Here is a 16398-nt window from a genome sequence, read left to right as displayed (position 1 = left end):
AACGCATGGATTAGCTTGGCAAACATCAAACGGGTGCTCAAATTCTGCTAACTCAAACAGCTTCTTAACCCTGGCCGCTTAGCTCGCAAGGACAACACCTTACAATACACGGCCTACGACGAGCAGGGCCAACCCGGCGTGGTGAAGTACCTGCCCGTGGAAGACGTGGCCGACCTCTACGTCTTCGGGTCGCTGGACGCCAATTCCAGTCTCTACAATTTTCTGGGCAAGCAGGGTATTTCGGTGCATTTCTTCGACTACTACGAGCACTATACCGGCTCGTTTATGGCCAAGGAATACCTGCTGGCCGGCAAGCTTCAGGTCAATCAGACCCAGCATTACACCTCCAAAGCCCGGCGGCTGGTGCTGGCCCGCAAGTTCGTGGAGGGCTCGGCGTTCAACCTGCTCAAGAACCTGCGCTACTACCAGGGCCGGGGCCGGGCGGTAGGCCCGGAAATCGACCGGATTGAGGGCTACGTCGCCTCGTTGCCTTTTGCCACGGCCGTACCCGAGCTGATGGGCCTGGAAGGCAACATCCGCCAGACCTACTACGGGGCCTTCGACCGGCTGGTGCCGGCCAAGTACGCCTTTGGTACCCGCACCACCCAGCCCCCGCAGAATGAGCTGAACGCGCTGATGTCGTTCGGCAACATGCTGTGCTACTCGGCCTGTTTGTCGCAGATCTACCATACCCAGCTCAACCCGACCATCAGCTTTCTGCACGAGCCCGGTACCCGCCGCTTTTCGCTGGCCCTGGACCTGGCCGAAATCTTTAAGCCCCTGCTCGTGGACCGTCTCATCTTCCGGGTGCTCAACAAGAAGGAGATTCAGCCCCGGGATTTCGTGCAGGACCTGGGCCGGTGCGTGCTGAAGGAGTCGGGCCGTAAAACCGTGGTGCGGGTGTTTGAGGAGCGGCTGAAAGAAACCATTCAGCACCGCTCCCTCAAGCGCAGCGTGAGCTACCAGCATCTTATCAAGCTGGAATGCTACAAGCTTACCAAGCACCTGATGCAGATGGAAGAATACAAGCCCTTCAAGGCGTGGTGGTAGGCTCGTTTTTGGTTTTTGGTTTTTTGGTCAGCCATATCGACCCCAGGGGCGGCGCCTTCTACGTGCTGACAGGTGGTTGTTCGTGAGTTGTTTTCAACGGGTTTACTGGTTCGGCCATGTACGTATTGCTAGTGTATGACATCAAGGAGAAGCGGGTGGGCAAGATGCTGAAGCTCTGCCGGCGCTATCTGAACTGGATTCAGAATTCGGTGTTTGAAGGGGAAATCACGGAGGTAAAACTGAAGGAAATGCTGGCCAAGGCCGACGCCTTCCTGGACCTGGAGGAAGACAGCGTGCTGATCTTCAAAAGCCGCAGCCAGCAGTGGCTGGAGAAGCAGGTGGTCGGGCTGGAGCGCAACCGGCTGGATACATTTTTATAGCGCCGCTGGTCGTCGGTTAGGGAAGAACACCCAGGAACAAGGACCGATTTTAAACCGGGTTTAGCGTAACCCACTGACTACCATTAGTCGTCGCTCCCCCAGCAAAATCGTTCTATTACCGACAGACGACTTTTACCCCGCTGTTCTGCCGGAAAAGCAGTAGTTTCCGCCGCGCAAACGGGCTTTTTCGTATGGGCTTCAATCGGACTGTGTGGAATTGAAATGACAAGGACGTGGTGCGGGCCGCGCGCGGGGCCGCAGGCTTCAATCGGACTGTGTGGAATTGAAATGTGCAAAACACAGGCAGACCACCGCCGTCGAGCAGCGCTTCAATCGGACTGTGTGGAATTGAAATATATTCTTCCTTCCAATTTCCTGTTGTCAGCTGCCGCTTCAATCGGACTGTGTGGAATTGAAATGGAGCAACTCCCGCCGAACGTGGTAATAATTCGGCAGCTTCAATCGGACTGTGTGGAATTGAAATTCACTTTGCGCGGCAATTTCAAACAATGTTTGAAGCGTGCTTCAATCGGACTGTGTGGAATTGAAATGCCGCGGCGGGCTACCATCTGCTTGGCCTCAGCCAGGCTTCAATCGGACTGTGTGGAATTGAAATAGGTTTTTGCTCCGGGAGTTGACCACTATCGCCGTGGCTTCAATCGGACTGTGTGGAATTGAAATCGATCTGTTGTGACGGTGGCGGAACTGGTACCGGGGGGCTTCAATCGGACTGTGTGGAATTGAAATCGAGAAAACGCGCATTTGCGGCGCGGGCCGCCTTTTGCTTCAATCGGACTGTGTGGAATTGAAATGTTGAGCAGCTCCGTGAAAGCCTCTTCGCTCAGGGGCTTCAATCGGACTGTGTGGAATTGAAATAGATAACGAGTTGAAAAGCAATGCGTTGCGGCCATTGCTTCAATCGGACTGTGTGGAATTGAAATGTTCCACGACGCAGCCGCGGCCGTTCTGACTACGCCGCTTCAATCGGACTGTGTGGAATTGAAATGCGGAGTAGCTCAGGACTGTGCCAACGGAATTGAACGCTTCAATCGGACTGTGTGGAATTGAAATGGCCGGGCGCTGGCCGGGCGCGTGGCGCACGTTCGTTGCTTCAATCGGACTGTGTGGAATTGAAATCGTATTGTACAATAGTTGGAATATAGCCGCGCTGGGCTTCAATCGGACTGTGTGGAATTGAAATACGCATGACGCAGCGCATCAGCCCGGAGCGCGAAGCCGCTTCAATCGGACTGTGTGGAATTGAAATACGTCTCACCTGCAACGGCGGGGGCTTGCGCGAGGGGCTTCAATCGGACTGTGTGGAATTGAAATATCTTGGCGGGGGCAACGCCACCACCTCCACGATCCGGCTTCAATCGGACTGTGTGGAATTGAAATCGATTTCAGGGAAGTAGCGGTTCTGGCGGATGTCGGCTTCAATCGGACTGTGTGGAATTGAAATCAATCGACGAGCTGGTATCAGCCCTGGCGCTGCTCAGCTTCAATCGGACTGTGTGGAATTGAAATGTAGTTGCATTCTAGGTCATAGGTGAGGCTGTATGGCTTCAATCGGACTGTGTGGAATTGAAATGGCGTGGGGCCGTGGGGGTAGGCGGTTAGGCGGCGGGGCTTCAATCGGACTGTGTGGAATTGAAATGGGCCTTCCGGCCGGCGGAGCATATCCAGACCGACCGCTTCAATCGGACTGTGTGGAATTGAAATTGCCAGTAGGCTGTCCGGGCGGCGTGGGCCTGTTCTGCTTCAATCGGACTGTGTGGAATTGAAATATTATTACAGCGGTTACAGGGTGGCAATGCGCGGGGCTTCAATCGGACTGTGTGGAATTGAAATTGCAACCCGGTCAGGAAGGTGGCACCGAGTTCGCGCGCTTCAATCGGACTGTGTGGAATTGAAATGGGTGACGCCGGGGCCGTGTCCGCCATGCGCGTGTACGCTTCAATCGGACTGTGTGGAATTGAAATGCGCAAGCTGTTGCGGCTCTCGAGTATGCCGAAGTGGCTTCAATCGGACTGTGTGGAATTGAAATCGGTAACCTCCGGAAAAGTGCGGTCAAATGGGCTGGGCTTCAATCGGACTGTGTGGAATTGAAATCAGACCATCACGCCGGGCACCTCCGTAACATTCGCGCTTCAATCGGACTGTGTGGAATTGAAATGCGCCCGGCCGGGCAGCTGCAACCAAATCCGCTAGCGCTTCAATCGGACTGTGTGGAATTGAAATAGGTGCAGCGCCCGGGGTGCGGCCGGGTTGCGGTGCGGCTTCAATCGGACTGTGTGGAATTGAAATAGGTGCAGCGCCCGGGGTGCGGCCGGGTTGCGGTGGCTTCAATCGGACTGTGTGGAATTGAAATTGCGCCTGCTGCTGGTAGATGGTACCGTTGTCACGACGCTTCAATCGGACTGTGTGGAATTGAAATCGGCTCTCAACATCACTTAAAAGCCTTGTTCGGTGGCTTCAATCGGACTGTGTGGAATTGAAATTGAAACTATCCGCCTTCACCCGCAACGACGCCGCCGGCTTCAATCGGACTGTGTGGAATTGAAATAAATGAAGGCGGGGGAATGACTGCGCCACAACACCAGCTTCAATCGGACTGTGTGGAATTGAAATAAATGAAGGCGGGGGAATGACTGCGCCACAACACCATAGCTTCAATCGGACTGTGTGGAATTGAAATGTTTTTTCGAGGCGGCTCACTCTTAATTTTTCGATAGCTTCAATCGGACTGTGTGGAATTGAAATGCCAGCATGAGCCAAAGCACGAAACCAGCCCAAATAGCTTCAATCGGACTGTGTGGAATTGAAATGCAGGTCCAGGCCCAGCGCATTACGTTCGTAACACTGCTTCAATCGGACTGTGTGGAATTGAAATTGACTTGGCTCGGGTGTACACCGAGGCCAAGGCCGCGCTTCAATCGGACTGTGTGGAATTGAAATGCGAACTGATCCAGCGTCAGCTCCGGATTGGCGCACGCTTCAATCGGACTGTGTGGAATTGAAATGAGCGGGTATGGCACACCGGGGAAGACGAAGAGTTCGCTTCAATCGGACTGTGTGGAATTGAAATAGGCCACGGCCGGGGGCGCTATTGCCCCGGTGACGGCTTCAATCGGACTGTGTGGAATTGAAATGAGAAAACGCGCATTCACGGCGCGGCCCGCCTTTTCGCTTCAATCGGACTGTGTGGAATTGAAATTGACGATGCATGAGAAGGGCAGCCTGCGCAAGTTCCGCTTCAATCGGACTGTGTGGAATTGAAATGTGGTCATGGCCCCGCGCATGACGCAGCGCATCAGCCCGCTTCAATCGGACTGTGTGGAATTGAAATAAAAAGCCCCGACCGCTCAACTGGTCGGGGCTTTTCAGCTTCAATCGGACTGTGTGGAATTGAAATATGTACGGTTGTGATGCGTGGGAATATCTGCAACGGCTTCAATCGGACTGTGTGGAATTGAAATTACCTCGCAGCAGCGGAGTACTCGCATAGCGCTGCGCTTCAATCGGACTGTGTGGAATTGAAATAGTATCGGTACACCTATCGGTTACACTGCCCTTTCGGCTTCAATCGGACTGTGTGGAATTGAAATACTTCGGGAACCAGCGCAGCAGGCGCGGGCTGCCATGCTTCAATCGGACTGTGTGGAATTGAAATCGCGCTCCACGGCGCAGGCCGCGCACTCCGAGAGCAGGCTTCAATCGGACTGTGTGGAATTGAAATCGTTTGGCTACGACACGAATTTCACGATGTGGCTGTGCTTCAATCGGACTGTGTGGAATTGAAATACTGTTGTCCGTGCCGGTCAGTCTGGATATGCTCCGGCTTCAATCGGACTGTGTGGAATTGAAATGCGCCTACCCGGAACAGGGCCGGCGGCGGGGGAAGGCTTCAATCGGACTGTGTGGAATTGAAATTACTAATCAGCACCCCGTCCGGCAGCCCGCCGGGCGGGCTTCAATCGGACTGTGTGGAATTGAAATAGTCGTGGCGTGGGGACTTGCTTAGGGGCGCCTTGCTTCAATCGGACTGTGTGGAATTGAAATTGCATCTACCTCTGGCCTTAACCTGCCACGTCGGGCGCTTCAATCGGACTGTGTGGAATTGAAATGAGGCTGCTGACCACGTTCGGTTTCACCATTGCGGCGCTTCAATCGGACTGTGTGGAATTGAAATCAACCTTGTCGGCAGACAAACCCGGATGATCGAGCCAGCTTCAATCGGACTGTGTGGAATTGAAATGCGCTTGCCAGATTCATTTAGCCTATGAAATTGCTCGCTTCAATCGGACTGTGTGGAATTGAAATAACGCATCACGTTCGTAACACTAACACTGCCTTGCAGCTTCAATCGGACTGTGTGGAATTGAAATAGGTGCAGCGCCCGGGGTGCGGCCGGGTTGCGGTGCGGCTTCAATCGGACTGTGTGGAATTGAAATTACGTCGATTGCCTGGGCCGGGCTTTTCTCGTGTTTGCTTCAATCGGACTGTGTGGAATTGAAATTTACGCGAGTTGATAAGACCGGCATGGAGGCCGTCGGCTTCAATCGGACTGTGTGGAATTGAAATGCGCCAGACCGCCTACCAGTTCCGTCAGGCTATGCTGCTTCAATCGGACTGTGTGGAATTGAAATTCTTTCATCTCGATACCGCCTACGTGCGCCGGGCCGGCTTCAATCGGACTGTGTGGAATTGAAATCAAACGCAACCAAACGAGTCCACCACCACAACCAACGCTTCAATCGGACTGTGTGGAATTGAAATGGGTCACGTAAAAGCCTTCGGTGCCGCCAAGGGTGTGCTTCAATCGGACTGTGTGGAATTGAAATGACGCACCGACTGAATGAAAGTACTTATTGCCAGCGGGCTTCAATCGGACTGTGTGGAATTGAAATGGGCTACGGGGCAGATCCGCTTCCCCGACAGCCCCGGCTTCAATCGGACTGTGTGGAATTGAAATATCACCAGCATCCGCCTGTTTCCGAGCGGCGAAGTAGCTTCAATCGGACTGTGTGGAATTGAAATACGGACGTTCTTATGCTTCATAGTATTTATGAAGGGCGCTTCAATCGGACTGTGTGGAATTGAAATGACGGGAGCATTGACCTAATCCTCTGCGATCTGCCGTGCTTCAATCGGACTGTGTGGAATTGAAATAACAGTATAACAGACGATTGTTCGTCGACCTCCTAAGCTTCAATCGGACTGTGTGGAATTGAAATCGCGGTGCGGGAAAGGGGCGGCAGGGCGTAGAAGGCGCTTCAATCGGACTGTGTGGAATTGAAATTTCGGGGAAATAGCTGCTGTACCGGTTTTTGTAGGCGGCTTCAATCGGACTGTGTGGAATTGAAATAGGGTGTAGCGCAGCAGGAAGTCCACCGGGTAGCCGGGCTTCAATCGGACTGTGTGGAATTGAAATCGCTGCGGGAATACCTTCAACCACTTCAAGAACCCGGGCTTCAATCGGACTGTGTGGAATTGAAATCGGAACGCCGTGGCGACCTTTGGCTGTTGGATACCTGCTTCAATCGGACTGTGTGGAATTGAAATCGGGCCGGCACCGCATTGACTTCATTGAGAACCGCGCTTCAATCGGACTGTGTGGAATTGAAATAAGCGCAACCAAACGAGTCCACCACTGCGACCAACGCGCTTCAATCGGACTGTGTGGAATTGAAATACTGCTGCCCGTGCCGGTCGGTCTGGATATGCTCCGCTTCAATCGGACTGTGTGGAATTGAAATTGACCTGGCTCGGGTGTACACCGAGGCTAAGGCCGCCGCTTCAATCGGACTGTGTGGAATTGAAATTCGTAGACCACCCGCAGGCGGGCGCTCAGACCGGGCAGCTTCAATCGGACTGTGTGGAATTGAAATTGCGCCCTTCGCGGAGACTGGAGCCGTCCATGCATCGCTTCAATCGGACTGTGTGGAATTGAAATATCTACCCCGGCATCCGGGCCCGCCTCGACACGCCCGGCTTCAATCGGACTGTGTGGAATTGAAATTGCTTGGGGCTCACGTTGTCGCGGGTGCGCAGGGCCGGCTTCAATCGGACTGTGTGGAATTGAAATTGGCTTATCGGTGGCCTTGTTGGCGTGATCGGCATTGCTTCAATCGGACTGTGTGGAATTGAAATGGTGGGGGCGTAGCCGAAATACTCCATCGTGCCCGTGCTTCAATCGGACTGTGTGGAATTGAAATTACATCGGCAAACACGGCTATATCTGCTCGTGGAAGGGCTTCAATCGGACTGTGTGGAATTGAAATAATTGCGTTTCGTTCAGATATGCACCTGTTGCACCGGCTTCAATCGGACTGTGTGGAATTGAAATCGCAACGGGCCCGGTTACACCCACCGCGGCGCCCGTGCTTCAATCGGACTGTGTGGAATTGAAATGAACCAGGTCGGGGTGCAGGTCGTCAATGCGGTTAGAGCTTCAAGCGGACTGTGTGGAATTGAAATCACAAAAAGCCCCAACCTGATGCAGGTTGGGGCGTGTTTCAAGCGGACTGTGTGGAATTGAAATGCCTTGTCGACTATGTAAATACCCCCATCTATAGCAGTTTCGTGAACAGTATATTTAGTGCTCGCTGCTCTGGACTGGTCGCTGGGAGCGGACGTTGAACGGCCCGGGCCAACGACGACCGGCCCGACGGCTGATAGCCGCCGGACCGGCAGCCACACCGTTCGCGAAACCGCTATAAAAACTGCTTCAATCGGACGGTGTGGAATTGAAATTGCTGGAACACGGCGGGCCTTTATTCAGGGGACCAGCGCTTCAATCGGACGGTGTGGCATCAGCTCAGTCCCCAATTCTGTGCACGTCTGGCTCCCCCTCGCCCTTTGGAGAGGGGGCCGGGGGGTGAGGCATCCGGCAGAACGGCAGGGGCCGAGCCAGACGGCGCGGACTAGATCTTTTCCGGCAGCAGCAGCGCGTCGGCGAAGTTGCCGCGCACCACTTTGTCGCCTTCGGTTACGGCTTCGACCAGCAGGGCCCCGCCCACGAAAGCGCCTTTCCAGGACTCGCCCAGGCCGCCGAACACCTCCTCCCGGTCGCCGCGGGAGCGGAGCTTGTTCACGCCTACTTTAAAGGCCCGCACTTCCCGGGCCGTACGCGCGGCCCATTTCACATCGTCGGAGGCCACGGCCGCCACCAGGGCGCCGTTGCTGATGTTCATCTCCCCCACCAGCTCCTCCACCCGATCGACCAGCACGATGGAGTCGATGGGGCCGAAGGGCTCCTTGAAGTACAGCTCACTCTGCCGCGGCAGGTTCACCAGCGCCCGCGGGGCCCGGTAGGCCGAGCGGTCCTGACCGGGCAGAAACAGGCTCTCGTCGAGGCGGCCTTCGTAGATGGGCGTGGCCCCGGTTTTGAGGGCATTATCGTAGAGCCGGTCGAGGTCTTCGGCCTGGGCTGCGTTGATGACGGGCCCAAACGCCAGGTCGGGCAGCGGGTCGTCGGCGTGGTCCACGAGCGTGGGGTTGCCCACTTTCAGGCCCTGCATCGCGGTCCAGTAGGTTTCCAGAAACTGCGGAAACAGGCGGCGCTCCACCACGAAGCGCACGTAGGCCGTGCAGCGCTGCTTGCCGTAGTCGTAGCCTTTTCTGAGCTGGTCGGCCAGCGTAGCCCAGTCGGAGTAGTCCCAGATGCCGTAGGTGTTCACGCCTTCCATTTCCAGCATGTAGCGCTTGTTCTGGGTGGCCAGGGCGTCGGCGATGTTGCGGCCGTTGTAGCGCCCGCCCACGAACGAGAGGCAGTCGATGGCCTCGTGCTTGACCAGCACGTCGCTCAGCTCCCCCCCCGAGCCGCTGACCAGCGTGACGGGCAGGCCGCAGCGGCGGGCAATGGCGAACGTCAGACTCAGGGAGATGAAGCCGCCGTCGGTGGGGGTTTTGGCGATGACGGCATTGCCGCACAGCACCTGCACCAGCACCGCGTGCAGCAGCACCGACATCGGGTAGTTCCAGGAGGCAATGTTGCTCACCAGCCCCAGGGGCGTGCGCCGGCCCAGCATGCCTTCGATGTTATCCACGTACCACTGCACGCCCTCGATGGCGCGGTCGATGTCGGTGAAGCCCAGCTTGGCGGTTTTGCCGATTTCCCACATGATCAGCTTACCCGTCAGCTCGACGTGGGTGCGCAGCTGATTCAGGCAGTCCTGCACCCGGCTTTTCCGCTCGTCGAGGTCGGTGGCGGCCCAGGCGGCAGCTTCGCCCTTGGCAAATACCACGGCCCGCAGCGCCGTACCGGGGCTGAGCATGGGCATCCAGCCCAGCTGGGTGCCATCTACGGGCGAGGTGAACTCGCGGGGCGTGCCGAACTCCTGCCAGCGGCCTTCGAGCAGATTCAGGAATTTGCCATCGGCCGAAAATACTTCCGGCGTCGCGGTTTTCATCTGGCTCAGCAGGCTGCTGAACTCCACCTGGGGCGAAATCATCTTGGACATAAGGTAAAAAAGGAGCGGTGAGAGGTGGAGGTTGGTTGAGGTTGTGCTTAAAAGTAGGTTGGTTTGAATTAGGTTTTGTCATGACCCGGAATGAGGGCTAAAACCGGTCGGGGAGCGGCCCAACGGAACCCCAGGGCCGCCTATGCGGTAAGCAGCCTCAGACCATACCCCGCACCCCCCCGCCCATGGGCCCCGCCGCCGATATTCCCGACCCTAGTGCTGCGGCCCGCCTGGCCGACCAGAACCGACAGCTGCGGCAGATTCTGCGGCAAAGCCCGGCCATGATAGCCACTTTTGAAGGGCCCGACCACCGCTTCAGCTTTATCAATCCGGGCTACGACCAGCTGGTGGCCCACCGTGGACGGCTGGGCTACCCCCTGGGCGAGTGTATTCCTGAGCTGGTAGCCCAAAGCTTCTTTGGCGAGCTGGATACCGTGTACCAAACGGGCCGGCCCTGGGTAGGGCTGGAAACCTACGCCGAGCTGGTTGACCAGACCACGGGGCAGCGCCGGCAGCTCTACATCGACATCACCTACGAGCCCCTGTGCGACGGGCAGGGCCGGACCACCGGAATCCTGGTGTTTCTGGTCGACGTGACGGCGCGGGTGCGCTTCCGGGAGCAGGCCACGGCCCTGCAACGCGAAGTACAGGCCGCCGACGGGCGCCTGCGCCGGCTCACCGAAGCCCTGCCCATCATTACCTTCACCGTGAGTGCCGCCGGCCAGCTGTCGTACGTGAGTCCGCAGTGGTACGCCTACACCGGGCAGCCCGCCGGCGGGCCCTGGGCCGCCGTAGACGCCGCCTGGCGCACCCGGCTGCACCCCGACGACCAGCTGGCCGTGGCCCGGGAAATTCAGGCCAGCCTGGCCGCCGCCCGCCCTCTGCGCCTGGACCTGCGCCTGCGCGGCGCCGCGGGGCACTACCGCTGGTTTCAGACCGAAATCGTGTCGGAGTGGGACGCGGCCGGGCAGCTGGTTCTGCACCACGGCTACCTGCTCGACGTGCACGAGCTGCGCGAGGCGCAGCAGCAGCTCCGGCTGCGCGACCAGCAGCTCCGCCAGATTCTGGGCCAGCTGCCGGCCGGCATTGCCACGCTGGAAGGGCCCGAGCACCGCTTTTCCTACTCTACGCCCGGCTACGACGCCCTGGCCGGGGGCCGCGTGACGCTGGGACGCACGGTGGCGGAAATGCTGCCCGAGGTAGTGGACCAAGGCTTTATCGGCCTGCTCGACCACGTATACCGGACCGGCGAAACCTTTCAGTCGGACGAAATCCGGGTGAAGCTGCTCGACGCCGCTACCGGCGAGCTGGGGGAGCACTTCGTGGCCCTCACCTACCAGCCCCTACACGACGACCAGCAGCGCGTCATCGGTATCCTCGTCTTTGTGCTCGACGTGACCCCGGCCGCGCGGGTGCGGCAGCGCGTAGCGGCGCTGCAGGCCGAGGCCCTGGCCGCCGCCAGCCAGCGGGCCCGGCAGGCCCAGGACCGGGAGCGGGAGCTGCACCAGATGAAGGCCGACTTCGTAACCCTGGCCTCGCACGAGTTTCGCACCCCGCTGAACACCATGCTAACTTCTACGTCGCTGCTGGAACACTATTTCGGGGCCGCCGACGCGCCCAACCACCACAAGCACGTGCAGCGCGTCAAGGCCGCCATCCACGATCTGACCAGCATCCTGAATGGCTTTCTGCACCTGAACTCGCTCCCGGCCGGCCCCGCCCCCGTGGTACGCGGCGAGATTGAGCTGGCGGCCTTCATCGACAACGTGCTCGACGAGCTGAGCCCCGCCCTGCGGCCGGGGCAGCGCATCCGCTACGAGCCCGGCGCTGCCCGGGTCACCTTGGACGGCAACCTGCTCAAGCACATTCTGGTGAACCTGCTTTCCAATGCCAGCAAATACTCGCCCGAGAGCAGTGACATCTGGCTGCTGACCCACGCCGACGCCGCGGCCCTGCGCGTAACGGTGCGCGACGCGGGTATCGGCATTCCGGTGGAGGATCAGGAGTACGTATTCAACGATTTTTTCCGGGCCCGCAATGCCACCCACATTCAGGGCACCGGGCTGGGACTGTACATGGTGCGCCGCTACGTGGAGCTGATGCGTGGCCGGCTGGAGTTCACCAGCGAGCTGGGGGTGGGCTCCGAGTTCACCGTTCGCCTGCCCCTGCATGCTCCCACGCTATGAAAACTATTCTGCTGATTGAGGACAACCGCCCGGGGCGGGAAAACACGGCCGAGATTCTGGAGCTGGCGGGCTACGCCGTAGTGCAGGCCGCCGATGGCAGGCAGGGCATTCTGGCCGCCCGGCAGCAGCGCCCCGATCTGATTCTGTGCGACATCATGATGCCCGGGCTGGACGGCTACGGCGTACTCCATATTCTGAGCAAGGACCCCGCCACCGCCGGGGTTCCCTTCGTGTTTCTGACCGCCAAATCCAGCCTGGAGGATTTCCGCAAGGGGATGAACACCGGGGCCGACGACTACCTGACCAAGCCCTTCGACGGGCAGTCGCTGCTGCTGGCCGTGGAGCTGCGGTTGCAGAAGCTCGCGGCGACGCGAAGCGGGGACCCGGCCCCGGACCCCGCCCCGGGCCTGGGGGAGCTGCACACGCTGCTGGCACCGGAGCACCGCCAGAAAACCTACCGCAAACGCACGCTCCTCTACCGCGAAGGCGACGTGCCGGCGGGCATCTACTTTATTCACGAGGGCAAGGTCAAAACGTTTAAAACCGACGAGGGCGGCAACGAGTACGTGACCGGCCTGAGCAGCGCGGGCGACTACGTGGGCCACCTCAACGTAGTGGAGGACCCGCCCTACCCCAACTCCGCCACCACGCTCGAAGAGTGCGTTATCAGCTTTTTTCCGCTCCAGGAATTCCGGACCCTGCTCATCCGGTCGCCAGCCGTGGCCCGGCAGTTTTCGGCGCGGCTCTCCCAACAGCTTATGGCCCGGGAGCAGCAGCTGCTCCGGTTGGCCTACCACTCGGTGCGCAAGCGCCTGGCCGACGCCCTGCTCAGCTACCAGCAGCTCTACCACCCCGACGCCGACGCCCCGGCCCCCGACCTGCTGGTATCGCGCGAGTACCTGGCGGCCGTAGTGGGCGCGTCCAAGGAAACCATCAGCCGGATGCTCAGCAAACTGAAGGAAGCCCGGCTGATTGATATCCGGGGGGGCCGCATCAGCATTCCCGACGTGGAAAAGCTGCGCCGCATCCGGGTCTGAGGCTGGTTTTGTAGCCGCGGCCCGGAGTGGTGGCTCCCGCGCTTCCCCCTCCCCCGGCCGTATCAGCGGACTGACTTGGCCAGCACCCCGATGGCACGACGGGCCCGGGTTTTCACGGTGCCCAGCGGAATATCCAGCTCCTCGGCGGCTTCGGCCTGGGTGAAACCGTTGTAGTACAGCAGGTCAATCAGCTGCTGATCGTTGGGGCTGAGCTGGTCAACCAGCTCCCGCAGGCCAATGTGCTCGGGTTGAAATGAGACGGCCGCCGCCTGCTCCCTGACGGCCAGGGCCGTCAGGTCTTCGGTACGCACCGCCGCCTTGTAGCGCTGGGTCCGGATGTGGTCGATGGCCACGTTGCGGCACACGTTCAGGGCCCAGGTGAACAGGCGCCCCCGGTTGGGGTCGTAGCTGGCAAAGGAAAACCAGATCTTGACCATGCTTTCCTGCAGAATATCCTCAGCTATGGCCTCGTGCTTTACAATGCGCCAGATCATGTTGTGCAGCGCCTTGCCGTAGCCCTCGTAGAACAGCGTCATGGCCGTTTCATCGCGGGCATACAGGCGCCGGACAAGTTCCTGCTCCGGGGCCCGGAGGACTAGAGCTGCTGGTAAAGACATAAAGTACTGGCAGAGTTTAGGATAGCCCGGATAGCTCGGGAAAAGCAGGGTTGATCAACCGAAAAAACTACCGCTACAACGGCCTGGCCACTGGTTGGCGACGGGCCGGAAGCAGTTGCGTCTTCAGCCGTTACCCCTGGCGCCTGGTAGAACGCACCCGGTAATCAAAGGTTGGCGAGTACCTGTAAGGATAAAATGACCCCCGTCAGTCCGGGCGGTGACCGAAGTCATTTTTCGCCTCCCCACGGACGAGCTTACTCCGGCGTTGTGCCCGGCGGCCGGGCCGCCCGGGTAGTCCGCGCCGAAATTCCACTGAGCCGGCGCTCCAGCGGCGCTATTTTCTCCGGTTCCTTTTCCGACTGCGCGTGGGGGCCCTACCTTTGCGGTTCGTTTTTCGGGGTCCTGCTCCTTTTTTATCTTGCGCTTCTTATTTCGCTTTCGTTTCTGCCGCCGGCTGGCCCCCGTGGCGCTGCTGCTGCTGCTGCTGACTTTCTCCGCCCAGGCGCAGGTTGCTCCGGCGCCCTCGCCCCTGCTGCGCGAGCTTATTATCCGCACCGATACCGCCCGCGCCGCGCTGAGCCGCCAGCTGCTGCCGGTGCAGGGAGAAGCACGGCTGACCTTTCCTTACCAACAGGACGACGAAACCGCCGAGCTGCTGATCTACCCGCGGGTGTGGCGGCCCCAGGCGCCGCCGCGCCTGCGCCGCTCCGCCGACTTTATCCTGCTCGACTCGCTCACGGCCGTGGGCAACCAGTATTACCGCACCAAAATCCGCTTCCGCGACCTGACGGCGGCGCGCTTTCTGCAGCTCACCTTCACCCAGGCCGCGGACAGCGTGGGCCGCCCGGCGCTCACCCAGACCGTGCCCCTGCTGCCCGTGACGCGCACCACCCTGGAGCTGCACCCCAACGATACGGAGCTGTTCATCGGGGAAGAAAAGGTGTTTGACCTGACCAGCAACCACCCCAAAAACGTGCGGGTTTCCGCGGAATGGACCCGGGGACAGGACATCGACTACCGGCTCAGCCAGGAAAACGGGCAGCTGCGGCTGCACGTGCTGCCCAACGTGCCGGGCTCCCGCGTGCTCACGGTGCGGCCCCAGACGGAGCGGCCCTTTCTGGTCGAAAACGGCCGCCGCCTCAGCTACGCCCTGGCCCCGCTGCGGCAGGAATTCACGGTGAAAGCCAGCCGCCTGCGCTTTCTGAGCGTGGACAAAAAAGAACTAACCCTGGACGACTTTTCGCGCCGCCAGGGCGTGGAAATCATCCTCGACAATGGCCGCAGCTTCGAGCTGAAGCGCACTTACCGCATCGAAGACCAGGAAGAAGCCGGCGGGGCCCTGATGGCCGAGCTGTTCACGCGCCAGTACCTGACCAACGACCGGGTACTGTGCTGGCTGCGCGTGTACAACCCGCACCGGCAAACCGATAGCTACCTCTACATCAAGGAAAACGACCTGCCCAGGTACATCACCAACTTCAATATCTCGCCCAAAACCAGCATTGCCACCGTGCAGGTGCGCCACCGCGGCGGCGACTGGAGTCCGAACCTGGCCGTGAATCCCGGCGAAACCGTGGACGTGCGCCTGGAAGGCGAGTCGCTGCAGAAAGCCCGGTTGCACTTCGAGGATCTGACGGTGATTCCCTCCGACTCCAGCGTGCGGACCGAGCGGGCGGTGGTGTACCGCGTGCAGGTCCCGGTTACCATCGACAAGCGCCGCATCCTGATCTTCAACGCCGGGCAGCCCACGGGCTACGCCCTCACGGTGAAGGAGTTTCAGCGGCCCCACCCGCTCGACTTCGTGGCCGTGAACTTCGGCGAAGGGCCGCGCGTCGTCAGCCGCCTCAGCGGGCCGGTGCTCTATGGCCGCGTCATCTCCGACGTAGTGTTCAGCTTCAACCCCAACGGCCTCGACACCGACCAGCAGCTCTACGGCAAGCAGTACCTGAGCTTCGACATCCGCACCCAGAACAGCAAGGGCGAGCTGCTGGAGATGCGCACCCTCGACAACGTGGTGATTTGTCCCGGCGACAACTCGGTGCGGGCGGCCTTCTACCAGGATAAGCAGTGCCAGGTGGGCAACCTCAGCCTCAACAACCTGCTCAGCGCCCGCAAAACCTACGACCTCGACGACTGGAGCACCATCAGCATCACCATCCGCCACAACCCCAGCCAGTACCAGGAGGCGGGCTTCACCCAAAAGCTGGAGCTGGTGCTGAAGCGCCGCCTCAAATTCGACATCGACGTGAGCTTCCCCGGCGGCCTGCTGACCAAGTACAAGGGCGAGGCGAGCTACACGTCCTTCGGGGGCATTTCCCTGGCCATGCTAGGGCAGCTGAGCTTCTATCACCCCGAAAAAATCAACCGCCTGCGGCCCTACAAGATCGGGGCGGGCTTCGTGGCCCTGAATGCTTTCGACCTGAGCAAAAACGGCGGCAACCGGGACCTGGGCCTGGTTATTCTGGGCTCCGTCTACCCCACCCGCCGCGAAGCCAAGCTCACCTTCCCGCTCTACCTGGGCGGGGGCTACCTGCTTTCCACCGGCAAGCCGTTCTTCCTGCTCGGCCCCGGCATCGGCGTAAGGCTTTGATAATTAAGAATTAAGAATTAAGAATTAAGAATTGATACGGCCGGTCTTCCGACTGGGGTGGCTCCGCGGCAGA

The 16398-nt window shown here is 59.3% G+C and carries 6 protein-coding genes, 1 pseudogene and 1 CRISPR repeat array; of the genes and pseudogenes, 5 read left to right on the top strand and 2 right to left on the bottom strand.

Annotated features, from left to right (window positions below; translation table 11 throughout):
• Window positions 1–72: 72 nt before the first annotated feature.
• Both cas1b and cas2 read left to right on the top strand, forming a co-directional pair.
• Window positions 73–1050 (top strand): annotated as a pseudogene (cas1b, locus tag ABD833_RS10580) (type I-B CRISPR-associated endonuclease Cas1b); the annotation flags it as partial.
• A 116-nt stretch (window positions 1051–1166) separates the two neighbouring features.
• On the top strand, window positions 1167–1430 hold the full coding sequence (gene cas2 / locus ABD833_RS10575; RefSeq protein WP_345072868.1) for a CRISPR-associated endonuclease Cas2: 264 nt from the start codon (window positions 1167–1169) through the stop codon (window positions 1428–1430).
• 195 nt (window positions 1431–1625) lie between these two features.
• Window positions 1626–7974: a CRISPR direct-repeat array (repeat unit 29 nt; unit sequence GCTTCAATCGGACTGTGTGGAATTGAAAT).
• Window positions 7975–8356: 382 nt separating this feature from the next.
• Here the strand turns inward: cas2 and ABD833_RS10570 are convergent.
• Window positions 8357–9895: an aldehyde dehydrogenase family protein gene (locus ABD833_RS10570; RefSeq protein WP_345072866.1), complete on the bottom strand. Its 1539-nt coding sequence runs from the start codon at window positions 9893–9895 to the stop codon at window positions 8357–8359.
• 185 nt (window positions 9896–10080) lie between these two features.
• On the opposite strand from ABD833_RS10570, the gene ABD833_RS10565 reads away from it, so the two are divergent.
• The gene (locus tag ABD833_RS10565) at window positions 10081–12081 is read left to right on the top strand and encodes a sensor histidine kinase (protein WP_345072865.1); all 2001 of its coding nucleotides are present in this window, start codon (window positions 10081–10083) and stop codon (window positions 12079–12081) included.
• Entirely contained in the window at window positions 12078–13118 is a 1041-nt protein-coding gene (locus ABD833_RS10560) for a response regulator (RefSeq protein WP_345072864.1), read from the top strand. The genes ABD833_RS10565 and ABD833_RS10560 overlap by 4 nt, the downstream gene beginning before the upstream one ends.
• 62 nt (window positions 13119–13180) lie before the next feature.
• Here the strand turns inward: ABD833_RS10560 and ABD833_RS10555 are convergent, their stop codons facing one another.
• Entirely contained in the window at window positions 13181–13735 is a 555-nt protein-coding gene (locus tag ABD833_RS10555; RefSeq protein ID WP_345072863.1) for an RNA polymerase sigma factor, read from the bottom strand.
• Between the two features lie 418 nt (window positions 13736–14153).
• On the opposite strand from ABD833_RS10555, the gene ABD833_RS10550 reads away from it, so the two are divergent.
• On the top strand, window positions 14154–16325 hold the full coding sequence (locus ABD833_RS10550) for a hypothetical protein (protein WP_345072862.1): 2172 nt from the start codon (window positions 14154–14156) through the stop codon (window positions 16323–16325).
• Window positions 16326–16398 lie beyond the last annotated feature (73 nt).

This window comes from Hymenobacter fastidiosus (assembly GCF_039539565.1).
Lineage (GTDB): Bacteria > Bacteroidota > Bacteroidia > Cytophagales > Hymenobacteraceae > Hymenobacter > Hymenobacter fastidiosus.
This window is presented reverse-complemented; position numbering and strand designations above follow the sequence as displayed.

Bases quoted from the DNA above. Each gene is read 5' to 3' on its own strand.
- ABD833_RS10560 (WP_345072864.1), top strand. From the start codon at position 12,078: ATGAAAACTATTCTGCTGATTGAGGACAACCGCCCGGGGCGGGAAAAC.
- ABD833_RS10555 (WP_345072863.1), bottom strand. From the start codon at position 13,735: ATGTCTTTACCAGCAGCTCTAGTCCTCCGGGCCCCGGAGCAGGAACTT.
- ABD833_RS10565 (WP_345072865.1), top strand. From the start codon at position 10,081: ATGGGCCCCGCCGCCGATATTCCCGACCCTAGTGCTGCGGCCCGCCTG.
- ABD833_RS10570 (WP_345072866.1), bottom strand. From the start codon at position 9,895: ATGTCCAAGATGATTTCGCCCCAGGTGGAGTTCAGCAGCCTGCTGAGC.
- cas2 (WP_345072868.1), top strand. From the start codon at position 1,167: ATGTACGTATTGCTAGTGTATGACATCAAGGAGAAGCGGGTGGGCAAG.